The sequence below is a fragment of the Emticicia sp. TH156 genome (genome assembly GCF_002855535.1).
GTDB lineage: Bacteria > Bacteroidota > Bacteroidia > Cytophagales > Spirosomataceae > Emticicia > Emticicia fluvialis.
In genome coordinates this window covers 152,984-165,827 of record NZ_PKRS01000012.1, presented here as the reverse complement: position 1 = coordinate 165,827, position 12,844 = coordinate 152,984, and the positions used below count along the sequence as shown (strand labels likewise).

Annotated in this window: 12 protein-coding genes; 5 read left to right on the top strand and 7 right to left on the bottom strand. The window is 42.0% G+C overall.

Going from position 1 to position 12,844, the window contains the following annotated elements; translation table 11 throughout:
* Positions 1 to 13 precede the first annotated feature (13 nt).
* Positions 14 to 820, top strand: coding sequence for a crotonase/enoyl-CoA hydratase family protein (locus tag C0V77_RS20485; protein WP_101728251.1), 807 nt, complete (start codon positions 14 to 16; stop codon positions 818 to 820).
* A 72-nt stretch (positions 821 to 892) separates the two neighbouring features.
* Here the strand turns inward: C0V77_RS20485 and typA are convergent, their stop codons facing one another.
* Together typA and C0V77_RS20475 are read right to left on the bottom strand one after the other, a co-directional pair.
* Entirely contained in the window at positions 893 to 2,713 is a 1,821-nt protein-coding gene (gene typA, locus C0V77_RS20480) for a translational GTPase TypA (protein ID WP_101728285.1), read from the bottom strand.
* A 328-nt stretch (positions 2,714 to 3,041) separates the two neighbouring features.
* Positions 3,042 to 3,551, bottom strand: coding sequence for a hypothetical protein (locus C0V77_RS20475; protein WP_101728250.1), 510 nt, complete (start codon positions 3,549 to 3,551; stop codon positions 3,042 to 3,044).
* Positions 3,552 to 3,657: 106 nt separating this feature from the next.
* On the opposite strand from C0V77_RS20475, the gene C0V77_RS20470 reads away from it, so the two are divergent.
* Positions 3,658 to 4,722, top strand: coding sequence for an acyl transferase (locus C0V77_RS20470; RefSeq protein WP_101728249.1), 1,065 nt, complete (start codon positions 3,658 to 3,660; stop codon positions 4,720 to 4,722).
* Here the strand turns inward: C0V77_RS20470 and C0V77_RS20465 are convergent.
* Complete coding sequence (locus tag C0V77_RS20465) at positions 4,719 to 5,603, bottom strand: fructosamine kinase family protein (protein ID WP_101728248.1); 885 nt, start codon at positions 5,601 to 5,603, stop codon at positions 4,719 to 4,721. The genes C0V77_RS20470 and C0V77_RS20465 overlap by 4 nt on opposite strands.
* A 317-nt stretch (positions 5,604 to 5,920) precedes the next feature.
* On the opposite strand from C0V77_RS20465, the gene C0V77_RS20460 reads away from it, so the two are divergent.
* The 3 genes from C0V77_RS20460 to C0V77_RS20450 all read left to right on the top strand — a co-directional run bounded on the left by C0V77_RS20460 (position 5,921) and on the right by C0V77_RS20450 (position 8,955).
* Complete coding sequence (locus tag C0V77_RS20460) at positions 5,921 to 7,066, top strand: 1-deoxy-D-xylulose-5-phosphate reductoisomerase (RefSeq protein WP_101728247.1); 1,146 nt, start codon at positions 5,921 to 5,923, stop codon at positions 7,064 to 7,066.
* 149 nt (positions 7,067 to 7,215) lie between these two features.
* On the top strand, positions 7,216 to 7,941 hold the full coding sequence (locus C0V77_RS20455) for an RluA family pseudouridine synthase (protein ID WP_101728246.1): 726 nt from the start codon (positions 7,216 to 7,218) through the stop codon (positions 7,939 to 7,941).
* A gap of 81 nt (positions 7,942 to 8,022) precedes the next feature.
* Positions 8,023 to 8,955 carry a hydroxypyruvate isomerase family protein gene (locus C0V77_RS20450; RefSeq protein WP_101728245.1) on the top strand — a complete coding sequence of 311 codons (933 nt, stop codon included), beginning with the start codon at positions 8,023 to 8,025 and terminating at the stop codon, positions 8,953 to 8,955.
* Between the two features lie 137 nt (positions 8,956 to 9,092).
* On the opposite strand, the gene C0V77_RS23265 is transcribed toward C0V77_RS20450, so the two are convergent.
* The 4 genes from C0V77_RS23265 to C0V77_RS20435 all read right to left on the bottom strand — a co-directional run bounded on the left by C0V77_RS23265 (position 9,093) and on the right by C0V77_RS20435 (position 12,844).
* A complete protein-coding gene (locus tag C0V77_RS23265; RefSeq protein ID WP_173830571.1) occupies positions 9,093 to 9,269 on the bottom strand; it encodes a hypothetical protein in 177 nt (58 codons plus the stop codon).
* A 134-nt stretch (positions 9,270 to 9,403) separates the two neighbouring features.
* Positions 9,404 to 9,898, bottom strand: a complete 495-nt coding sequence (locus C0V77_RS20445) for a GtrA family protein (RefSeq protein WP_229236337.1) — start codon at positions 9,896 to 9,898, stop codon at positions 9,404 to 9,406.
* 40 nt (positions 9,899 to 9,938) lie between these two features.
* Positions 9,939 to 11,333 carry an NADH-quinone oxidoreductase subunit N gene (locus C0V77_RS20440; protein ID WP_101728243.1) on the bottom strand — a complete coding sequence of 465 codons (1,395 nt, stop codon included), beginning with the start codon at positions 11,331 to 11,333 and terminating at the stop codon, positions 9,939 to 9,941.
* A gap of 62 nt (positions 11,334 to 11,395) precedes the next feature.
* Complete coding sequence (locus C0V77_RS20435) at positions 11,396 to 12,844, bottom strand: NuoM family protein (protein WP_101728242.1); 1,449 nt, start codon at positions 12,842 to 12,844, stop codon at positions 11,396 to 11,398.

The following is a 12,844-nucleotide window of genomic DNA, read 5'->3' as shown; positions in this document are numbered from 1 at the left end:
CACTTTTAAAGCTATGCAAACAATAAAACTTACGATACAGAATCATATCGCCCATGTGGTACTGAATAGACCCGAAAAAGCCAATGCACTCAACCAGACCGCCTGGGACGAACTCAAAGATACTTTTGAAAATCTGGATGAGAACCCCGAAGTGCGGGTAATTGTGCTGGAAGGCGGCGAGAGCAAACACTTTTGCGCAGGCATAGATTTAAGCCTGCTGATGACGGTAGCACAAACAGATATTACCTGCGAGGGACGCAGGAGAGAAAAAGTCAGAACAGACGTTCTCAGGCTACAGGCGCCGGTTAATACCATTGAAAACTGCTCCAAGCCTGTTTTAGCAGCAGTTCACGGCGGCTGTATTGGTGGCGGGCTAGACATTATCTGTGCCTGCGATATACGCTATTGCACCGAAGATGCATTCTTTACTATTAAGGAAATTGACATGGGTATGGTAGCCGATTTAGGTACACTTCAACGGCTGCCAAAGCTGATAGGAGAGGGCCGGGTGCGTGAAATGGCCTATACAGGGCGGCATGTAGGCGGCAAAGAAGCTGAAAAAATAGGCATTGTAAACAATACCTACAATGATAAAGCTACCATGATGGAAGAGGTTTTTAAACTGGCTGCTACTATATCTACCAGGTCGCCCTTGTCTATCCGTGGTACCAAGCATATTCTGTTGCATACCAGAGACCACACTGTTGCCGACGGCCTGAACTACATGGCAACCTGGAACGCCGCCATGCTGCTATCAAACGATTTGCAGGAAGCCTTCATGGCTAAAAGCCAGAAGCGGGATGCCAGTTTTGAAGACTGAGTTTTTATATGCCCATAAACGAAGAAACCCTACCGGCCGGCAGGGTTTCTTCGTTTATTACTTCTGAGCAAATTAAGCTATTGCAAAAGCGCCTTTGCTTTCATAACGTTTACGCTCGTTTTCGTCAAGGTATATTTTACGCATACGAATCGACTTAGGCGTAATCTCCAGATATTCATCTTTCTGGATATACTCCATGGCATCTTCCAGAGAGAAATTAATCTTCGGCGCAATACGCACGTTGTCATCAGAACCCGAAGCACGCATGTTGGTCAGCTTTTTAGCTGTTTGCAGGTTAATTACAAGGTCATTCTGACGGTTGTGTTCGCCTACTACCATACCCATATAAATTTCTTCGTTCGGGTCAATAAAGAAAACCCCTCTGTCTTGCAGTTTATCAATTGAATACGGTGTTGCAGGGCCGTTACCCATCGATATCAACGAACCATTGATACGACCCGGAATTGCGCCTTTAAACGGCTCATAGGCCTTGAAGCGGTGGTTCATAATGGCCTCGCCGTAAGTGGCAGTCAATACATTTGAACGTAAACCAATCAAACCACGAGACGGAATATTGAACTCAAGGTGTTGTAAGTCACCCTTAGGTTCCATAATTAATAATTCGCCTTTGCGTTGCGTTACCAGCTCAATTACTTTTCCGGCTGTTTCTTCTGGTACATCTACTACAAGGGTTTCAACGGGCTCAAGTCTTTCACCGTTTTCACCTTCTTTGTATAATACCTGTGGCTGGCCCACTTGTAGTTCGTAACCTTCACGACGCATGGTTTCAATCAGAACCGACAAGTGGAGGATACCGCGGCCAAATACAATAAATTTATCTTCAGTATCGCCGGTTTCAACGCGAAGGGCAAGGTTTTTCTCTGTTTCTTTCATCAGACGGTCACGTAAGTGGCGAGATGTAACAAACTTACCTTCTTTACCAAAAAACGGCGAGTTATTGATGGTAAACAACATGTTCATGGTTGGCTCATCAATAGCAATACGTGGCAGGGCTTCCGGATTTTCTGCATCGGCAACGGTATCACCAATTTCAAAATCTTCAATACCTGTTACCGCACAAATTTCACCCGAACTCACTTCTGCTACTTTTGCTTTACCAAGGCCCTCAAAAACGTGCAGTTCTTTAATACGCATCTTTTTGGCGCTTCCGTCTGCTTTGCAAAGCGCTACCTGCATACCTTCTTTCAGTACACCTCTGGCCACACGGCCTATGGCAATTCGACCCACAAAAGATGAGTAATCAAGAGAGGTAATCTGCATCTGCGCGGTACCATCTACAACCGGTGACGCCGGAATATTGGCAACAATGGCATCAAGTAAAGGAATAATGTCAGTCGTTGGTTTTTTCCAGTCGGTACTCATCCAGCCTTGTTTAGACGACCCATACAAACATGGGAAATCAAGCTGGTCTTCAGTAGCCTCAAGGTTAAACATCAGGTCAAACACCTGTTCGTGTACCTCTTCAGGGCGACAGTTTTCTTTATCAACTTTATTTACTACCACAATTGGTTTCAAACCTAATTGCAGGGCTTTGCCTAATACAAAACGGGTTTGAGGCATCGGGCCTTCAAAAGCATCAACTAACAGAATAACACCGTCAGCCAGTTTCAAAACGCGCTCAACCTCTCCTCCGAAGTCGGCGTGGCCCGGGGTATCTATAATATTGATTTTTACATCGTTATAACGTACTGATACGTTTTTCGACACAATGGTGATTCCGCGCTCACGTTCAAGGTCATTGTTATCAAGAATCAAATCACCAAATTCCTGATTTTCTCTGAAGATTTTTGAAGCATGAATAATTTTGTCAACCAGGGTTGTTTTACCGTGGTCAACGTGGGCAATAATGGCAATGTTTCTAATATTTTGCATGAAGTCTAAAGTTATCGTAATGCGCCAATCTTTACCCCAACGCATCACGGATAAACGACTAACGAACTACACCTTTTTGAAATAAACTGCAAAATTAGAAAAATACAATGAGAAAACCTTGTTTTTGGTAGATTATCCTATCATTATTAAATTGTTAATAGGAATAGTGCAATAATATCTGGTTTTAAGGCAGGGGGTTTTTATGAAGTACTAAAACTAAACCAAAATTACGGGCTGGCTTGCAACTATTTCAGGCCTCAGGCAGTAAAAAACCGGGGTCATAAAAGTTTTTGGTAAAGCTGAAAACCGGGCATTAAAAATCAAATCGTTAAAACTCTCTGAGAATAATGGGTTTCGATTCTACCGTATTTGAAACATTTCCTGCCCGGTCTTTAATGGTAATCTGATACTTAACGGTGTCTTTGGCCGGAACAGAATTATGAAAATATACAATTGAGTAGTTAAGCGTTCCTTCTATGGGGCGCTTTTTATCATCTAATTTAAGACGCGGAAAGAAGCCCGAATAAGGTACCGGTTGTGGAATCTCCTGAAATACGCCGTCCTTGCTTCTGAATATCTTCAGCAAATAATTAAAGTCCTGCTTATCTACAGCTACTTTTTTTTCTTCTTCGCTCAGGCCTAAATCTCCGTCGCCGTCTTCAAAATGTATGCTTATAATTACTGAATCTTTCTTTGAACCCGAGAAGCTGTCAAGGGTGGTTTCTTTACGTAAATCTCTAAACTCAATATATGGTATTAAATCGAACGATATGTCATTATAACAGCCAATTAGCAATACTGTTACACTAAAAACAACCAATACTGAAACCTTTTTCATCTGTAATCTGTAATTTTAGAAGCAATTTAGTATAAAAATGAAAGTTTTAGGCCTAACCGAAACATTTTTTGTTGTTACGCCCCGAAACTACCAATAAATCTATTTCATGGGTATCCGAGACGAACTCAAATCGGCAGTTCTTCAGTTAAGTGACTATCCTCAGAAGCAGCATACTTTTGATGAGCTGGCTCTTGAGATTTTCCGGTTTCAGGCTGTGGCCAATCCGGTTTATAATCAATATCTGGGTTTTCTGAAAATTGACCCCAGACGAATCAATCGTTTGGAGAAAGTTCCGTTTCTGCCTATTCAGTTCTTCAAGCATCATAAAATCATTTCTGGTAATGCCCCTGAACAAATAGTTTTTGAAAGCAGCGGCACAACTCAGCAGAATGTAAGCAGGCATTACGTAAGCGACCTGCCTTTTTATGAACACATCAGCCAGAAAATCTTTGAGCAGTTCTATGGGCCATTAACCGACTACCATATTCTTGCTTTGCTGCCCTCATATCTTGAACGAAATAATTCGTCGTTGGTGTATATGGTGCAAAGTTTTATTTACCGCACATTCTCGCGTGAATCAGGATTCTACCTTCATAATACCGCCGAGATGCTCGATAAGCTGCAGCAGCTTTCAGAAAACAACCAGACACACCGTAAGGTTTTGTTAATAGGTGTAACTTTTGCCCTGCTTGATTTGGTAGAAGAAGGCCACGATTTGTCTTTCATGGAAAATCTGAAAGACAGGATCATTGTAATGGAAACCGGTGGTATGAAAGGGCGAAGAAAAGAGTTATTGCGTGAGGAAGTACACGCCATTCTTACAAAAGCTTTGCCGGTTAAACAGATTCACTCTGAATACGGCATGACCGAACTGCTTTCGCAGGGGTATTCTATGGGTGAAGGTGTATTTCAGCTACCGGCCTCAATGAAAGTGCTGTTACGGGAAATCAACGACCCTTTCAAAATTATCTCGACACAGTTTCATACGGGTTTATCGAAAGAAGCAGTTGTTCGTGGAGGTATTAATGTAGTAGACCTGGCCAATGTTGATTCTTGTTGCTTCATTGAAACCCAGGATTTAGGGGCTTATCAGCCAGCAAACCAGCAGTTCAGTGTTATTGGCCGGTTCGATAACTCCGATATCAGAGGCTGCAATCTGCTTGTGGTTTAAGATAAATACCGGTTAAGTGTTCTCAGCACGGGCGGCAGATAAATTGCCCCGAAAATATTGACATGAACCATAAGGGCATACAAATTATAAATGCCGGCGCGGTCTTCAAACCGTGGCTGTAATGGGAAACTCTCATGATAAGCCTCGTAGAAACGGTTATCGAAACCATCAAAAAGACGGGTAAAGGCCAGTTCTACTTCGCGGTTGCCATAATATACGGCAGGGTCTATCAGGCAGGGCTCACCCATGTTGTCGGCAATAACATTGCCTGCCCACAAGTCTCCATGTAATAACGAGGGTCTTTCATCCGGAAGCAGCGAAGGAAGTAACTCGTAGAACTTCTGAAACTTGTCATATACTTCTTTATCTATCAGCTCATTATAATAAGCCAAACCAGCCTGCACATTCAGCCTTTTCTCAATAAAAAAAGGTATCCAGTTAATGTTTGGTTCATTATTTTGTTCCAGCGAGCCAATGTAATTATTAAAGCCCAGCCCGAAACAATCGCTGGTGTTTCTATGCAAGGCGGCCAGTTTATGCCCAAGGGTTTCCCAATAAAACTTATTCTGTTTATTGGCCTCTATATGTTCCAGAATCAGGTAATCGTGTCCGTCTCGCCTTCCCCAGTTTATTACTTCGGGTATTCTAATCACCTTCGTTTCGCGCAGCAGGTCAAGTCCGCGTGCCTCGGCCGCAAACATCTGGTCGTAGTTAAGCGTATTATATTTAACAAAATACTTGCCTTCACTGGTAAGTATCTGGACCGTAGCATTGATGCTTCCACCCTGTAACAGACGATACTCATTCACCTGCACATCGTGCCCCAGTGTTTCAAAAAGTATTCCCTCAAAAAATTGAAATTGGTCTTCAGCCGTTTGCATGGTTTGGTTCCTCACTTAAATATTCCTAAAGCCTTAAATTTGCCATCTGCAACCGTTGCGTGGTAAGCCTTTCATGTTGCAATAAATGAAAGTTTAATCCGAATGGCAAAATAAAAACTTTCTCGTTAAATTTTACGAACTTTGCCAGCCAGACAGGCTTCAGGATGTTATTTGATTTGTAATAACCTCATTTGCCCTCATATAACCCTTGTAACCGGTTTCGTTAACAGCAACAATTATAACAGCTTTGTAATAAGGATACTAATAACGCCGGTGTAATACGTTTTATTCTAAGAAAAAAGCATTCACGACACTACATGAAAAGAAGTCTCGCTATTTTGGGCTCAACAGGGTCAATTGGTACACAAGCATTGGAAGTGGTTGCCGCCAACCCCGATATTTTTGAAATAGAAGTACTCACAGCCCAGAACAATGCCGATTTGCTGATTGAGCAGGCTGCCAGATTCAGGCCGAATGTAGTGGTAATTTCAAATGAAGCGCTATATGATCAAGTTTTTGCAGCGCTTGACCCCCTTCAGATAAAAGTCTATGCCGGAGAGAAGTCGCTGGCATCGGTAGTACAGATGGAATCGGTTCAAATGGTGCTGACTGCTCTGGTTGGTTATGCAGGGCTGATACCCACCCTGGCAGCTATTAAAGCCGGCAAACATATAGCTTTGGCTAATAAGGAAACAATGGTAGTGGCAGGCGAACTGGTAACAGATTTGGCACAAAAAAATAAAGTTGATATTCTGCCGGTTGACTCTGAACATTCGGCGATTTTTCAATGCCTGGTCGGAGAATTTCATAATCCTATTGAAAAAATCATTCTAACGGCTTCAGGCGGGCCATTTCTTGGTAAAGACCGCCAGTTTCTGAAAACAGTTACCAAACAGCAAGCCTTGAGGCACCCAAACTGGAGCATGGGTGCCAAGATTACCATTGATTCGGCATCATTGATGAACAAGGGGCTTGAAGTGATTGAAGCCAAGTGGTTATTTGACCTGACCCCCGAGCAGATTGATGTGGTTGTGCATCCGCAAAGTATTATTCATTCTATGGTGCAGTTTGAAGACGGCAGCATTAAGGCGCAGATGGGCTTGCCTGATATGCGCGTGCCTATACAATTTGCTTTGTCTTATCCTGTCCGTTTAAAATCAGACTTCCCCAGGTTTGATTTTGCCAGGTATCCGTCGCTTACTTTTCAACAGCCAGACACACAGACATTCCGTAATCTGGGCTTTGCCTTTGAGGCACTCAGAAGAGGAGGCAATATGGCCTGTATTGTCAATGCCGCTAATGAAATAGCCGTAGCATCATTCCTGAAAGATGAGATTGGTTTTCTTGAGATGTCTGACCTCATTGAGGCTTGCATGCACAAGGTTAGCTTTGTTAAAAGCCCAACCCTGGAAGACTACATCCGTACTGATGAAGAAACCCGCCGCATAGCTTTAGAATTTTGATTGAAATAAACAGCCCTTGCCAGAAGTTTTATTAAACCGCCATAAGCCTGTGCAATAAGAGCTTGATGTACCCACTAAACACCCCTGCAGATACAGTTTTGTAGTTAAACTACAAAAAACTAAGTATCTTTGTTGCAAATTATAATGATATGAAACATCCATTTTATGTTCTCTATGAAGACAATCACCTTATTATTGTTAATAAGGCGCCGGGGATTTTAGTGCAGGGAGATGCCACAGGAGACAAAACATTAGCTGACTACGTAAAAGATTATATTAAGAAGAAGTACAACAAACCCGGCGATGTTTTTCTGGGTACGGTGCACCGGCTTGACCGCCCCGTGAGTGGTATTGTAGTTTTTGCGCGTACATCAAAGGCACTTGAGCGCATGAATGAACTTTTCAGGCGCCGCGATGTTCAGAAAATCTATTGGGCAGTAGTAGGCAAAAGACCAGAGAAAAAAAGCGGCAAGCTGACCCACTGGCTGGTAAAAAATGAAGAGAAAAACGTTGTTACGGCTTATGATACAGAAGTGAAAGGTTCGCAGAAAGCAGAATTGAATTACCGCTATCTGGGAGAAATCAATCACTTTCATTTGTTAGAGATAAACCCAATAACGGGGCGCCCGCATCAGATAAGAGTTCAGCTGGCAACTATGGGTTGCCCGATAAGAGGAGACATAAAATATGGTTTCCCCAGAACCAACCCCGAGGGTAATATTAATTTACATGCCCGCCGTTTATACTTTGTGCATCCGGTTAAAAAAGAACCAATTCTTTGTATTGCACCACTACCAGAGAACCCCTTCTGGGAAGAGTTTCTTGAACTGGACCCCGAAGATATCAAAACCGAGAATCTTGACTTTTTGTATTAACAAAATTCATGATATACCCCGCTTTGGTCTAAGGCATTACTTTCTTCAGCTTGCATCAATCAACCCCTTAATAGAATAAAAATGAATCGCAGAAGTTTTATTTCCAAAAGCGCTATGGTTGCCGGAGCGTCAGCACTGCCGTTGGGTGCTTCTTTAGCAGCTGAGGCTCAGCAAAACAACCCGGTAGCAGCCAATCAATTCAAGCTATTGTATGCACCGCATTTCGGTATGTTTGAGAATCTGGCTGGAAAAGACCTGATTGACCAGCTAAAATTTATGGCCGACAACGGCTTTATGGCGCTGGAAGACAACGGAATGCTGGGGCGCCCCGTAGACGTACAAAAGAAAATTGGGGAAACCCTTGCAAAGCTGAATATGAAAATGGGGGTATTTGTGATTGACGGCGGCGATAACTGGAAAATATCTCTTACCACCGGAAAGAAAGAGTTTCTTGAAAATTTCCTTAAAACCTGCCGTGCCTCTGTAGAGGTAGCCAAGCGTGTTAATGCCAAATGGGCCACAGTAGTACCTGGATTTTTTGAAAGAAGATTACCTCTGGGCATACAAACCGCAAACGTTATTGATGCTTTACGACGCGCATGCGACATCCTGGAGCCACATGGCTTAACAATGGTGCTTGAGCCCCTTAGCGATACGCCGGAGCTGTTTCTGCGCCATTCAGACCAGACCTACATGATTTGTAAAGCAGTTAACAGCCCGTCGTGCAAGATTCTGTTTGATATGTGGCACATGCAACGCAACGAAGGCCGCCTGACACAAAATATGGACTGGTGCTGGAGCGAAATCGGGTATTTTCAGATAGGGGATGAGCCCGGCCGTAATGAACCAACCACAGGAGAGGTAAACTACAAGAGCCTGTTTAAACATATTTATGATAAATCAAAAGCGAATAATCAGGAGTTTATTCTGGGTATGGAACATGGAAACGCCTATAAAGGGGCAGAAGGAGAGAAAAAACTAATAGATGCCTACCGTTGGAGCGATAATTTTTGAAATGTTCCTTCTTTGGCGTGCCATAAAAAAGGTATCAGGCTTCAACCCGATACCTTTTTTATTATTGGTGTTAAATAAAAAAGTCTTATTCGTTTAAATCGAATAAGACCTTCTTTTGAAACTATCTGATCAAAGAATTATTTCTTAGTTGTATCAGCAGCAGCTGAATCAGCAGCAGCAGTAGTATCAGTAGTAACAGCAGCAGCAGTAGTGTCTACAGTTGCAGTTGAATCAGCAGTAGTTTCTGATTTAGAAGTACAAGCTGCTAGAGATGCCATACCGGCTACGAATAAAATTGCAAATACTTTTTTCATTTCTTTATGATGTTTAAGGTTTGAAACGCATTGCAAATTTAAGTTTATTTTAAGACACAAAGCAAGCAATTCTTAAATTTTTTTTAAAATCACCTTAAATGAGGCTTAAAAAAGCAATATTATCTTGCTAAAGTTCAATTCTGGCGCCCGTTGCGGGTTTTTATCCTGTTATAAATACCTGTACTTCTGAAAGTAAGAAACTTGTGGCCAAAGTAATTGGCAAGAAAACTGACTCCCATGCCTACTACATGAGAGCTCTTTTCACGAACAAGTAACGACTGTTCAGCAAAATACCGGTTGGCCAGATGATCAAATGCAAGAGATGAAACGCCCACCTGTATTCCCCAGGCCAATAGAGCAATGGTTAAAAATTTTACCGATTCGCGCCGTGTATTGCCTGACTCCTTGGCAGAAAATGCAAAAACTTTTGCCGGAACAAAACTTACCACTGTGGCTGTCAGATAACCAGCCGAAACGCTGAAATTAAAGGCCGGTTTATCGGCAAAGCCCAAATGAAGGAAAAGATATTTATAAGGGATCTGTGTAATAAAATTTGTACCGGCGCCTAAGATAGCTGTTAAGAAAAAAGACACGAAAACCCGTAATTCTTTATTCTTTAGTTTTTTCAAAATTTTAAGCAAGACATTAATATTTATAGCAATATTTCAATCACATAAGGCTTCTTAGTAAATCAGGAAAGAGGCCCAGTAATAATGTGCCAAATGCCGCAGCGCCCAGAATAATCTTATGAAAGGTCGTCAGATTAATACTTTCACCTTCTCCCTCTTTCATGTAAGCGGCAATAATGGGTTTGAAATAGTAGTAAATACCAACTGCCGACATCAGAATAGCCACTACAAGCAACCAGATTTTGCCTCTGAAGGCAGCATCTGCAAAAACATAGAACTTGCCCCAGAAACCAGCCGTAAGCGGAATACCCGCCAGTGAAAGCATAGAAATGGAAAGTATAAAAGCCAGGAAAGGGCTTCTTTTACCCAGGCCATTCAATACAGATATACTCTCATCAGGGCGGCCGTTAATCAGTTTTTCTTTTGATACAGCCATCAATACGCCAAAGGCGCTAATAGTGGCTAACGAATAAGCCAATGAATAGAATACTATAGAATCGTCTGATTTATTGCTTAAGCCAATTACAGCTAATAGCATGTATCCGGCATGCGAAATACTCGAGAAAGCAAGCATACGTTTGAAGCTGCTTTGGGAAACGGCGGTAATGTTTCCGATAACAAGGCTAAGTACGGTCATGATAACAACCATTACCCACCAGAAACCATACAGTGGAGAGAACGAAGCATCTAAAATACGATAAATAGTTGCAAAGCCCGCTGTCTTTACAATTGTAGACATAAAGGTTGTAAAAATAGTAGGGGCGCCCTCATACACATCAGGAGTCCAGAAGTGAAACGGTGCCGCCGATACCTTAAACAATAAACCTATCAGTAAAAATGTAACACCTATGTAAAGATATACCGGGCCTCCATTCAATTGTGCCTGTTGTGCTACTGCTCTGGTTACATCAATATTAAACGAATAGTTGGCGCCATAAAGCATGGCAATACCAAATAGCATGATACCCGTAGCAAACGACCCCATCAAAAAATACTTAAGGGCCGCTTCGTTTCCTCTCAGATTCCGCTTGTCGCTTCCTGTCAATACATACATAGATACCGAAAGAATCTCAACTCCGATAAAAAGCATGATAAGATTCTGGAAACCTGTCATCATGATGGCACCCACCAGCGAAAACTGAAGGATGGCAAAATACTCTGCAGGTTGTGCATGGTCTTCATCAATAAATCCCTTCGACAACGCCATAATCAGAAAAGCAGAAACCAAAAGTATTGCCGTAAAGAGTATCGACAGGTTATTTACCTGAAGCATATTGTTGAAATACAGACCCGGCTTATTCCACTCATAAAAATTGGCAATAAAGGCAATTGTTATAAATAAAAGAGAAGCAGGAAGTAGCACCTTCTTCGATTTAAGAAAACCTAAGAAAAGGGTAATAATTCCGGAAATAGAAAGTACGAGTATAGGATACATAAGGTCTATTTATCATTATCAGTTCAGGAGCAGTATAAAAACAGCCATGTATGAACTATGAATTAAGGATGAATCAGTTGTAATAAACTATTTACCGCAGGCTCAGTAATTTTCAAAAATACATTAGGGAAAACACCCATCAGTAGTACAACGGCTGCTATTGGCAACAGCACAGCAATTTCTGAGCCTTTCACATCGCTGAATTTAGCCGTTACCTCGTTGCTTGGGCCAAACATAGAACGTTGCATCAGGCGCAGCATGTAAACTGCTCCAAAAATAATGGTCAAGCCTGCAACGCCGCCTAACCAGGCATTTTTATCAAACACGCCTTTCAGCAATAAAAACTCACCTACAAATCCGTTGGTAAGAGGCAGCGCCACACTACCCAGCATAATAATCATAAAATAGATGCTCAATGCGGGGGTCTGCTGTGTTATGCCACCTAATGCCTGCAGGTCTCTGGTTTGTGTGCGGTCGTAAATGATTTTCACAATAAAAAACAAACCAACCGCATTAATACCATGCGCTACCATTTGCAGCAGGGCTCCTTGTATTCCGCTCAAAGTGCCAGATAAAACACCGGCGGCCATTAAGCCCATGTGCGCAAATGACGAATAAGCAATAAGACGTTTAATATTATTTTGCTGTATGGCAATAACTGAGCCGTAAATAAGACCAATTACAGACAGTACCATGGCAATTGTACCGAAGTTGGACAAACCAACCGGCGAAAGGGGAAGCAGAATACGAATAAGACCATAAACACCCATTTTTGAAAGTAGCCCCGACAACAACATGGTAGCCGGAGTAGGCGACTCACTGTAAGCATCCGGTTGCCAGGAATGAAAAGGTAACACCGGCATTTTAATGGCAAAAGCTATAAAGAAAGCCCAGAAAAGCAGATTCTGATTAGCCGGCGATATAAACTTGGCTGCGTTGTAAAGTTCCTGAATATTGGCTGTTGAGGCGTTGATGTACAGATACACAATGGCTACCAGCATAAACAAGCTGCCAAACATAGTATACACAAACATTTTGAAAGTGATTTTGGGCGCATTGATACCACCCCACAAAGCAGCCAGAAAATAAACCGGTATAAGGGCTATTTCGTAAAAGAAATAGAAAACAAATATATCTTTAGCCATAAAAACTCCCATCAAAGCCGCTTCAGTCAATAAAATAAGCGAGTAAAAAGAGAATGGTTTGTTATAGCTGTTTTTGAACGTAGAAACAATTATTAAAGGCACTAAGAAGCCGGTAAGGGCAATCATTAAAAGGCTGATGCCATCAATACCCAAATGGAAATTGATTCTCAGGTCTTTAATCCAGGCATATTTTACTTCTATAATGGTCTGAGTGTCAAACGAAAGAAAAGTGTAAGCAGCTAAGGCAAACTCTGCAAGGGCTGTTATCAAGGCCACATTTTTTGATACTCCAGCATTACTACCTCTTAACAAAAACAGAATAAGACTGCCGATAAGGGGAATTAGTATAAGGATTAGTGCTAACAT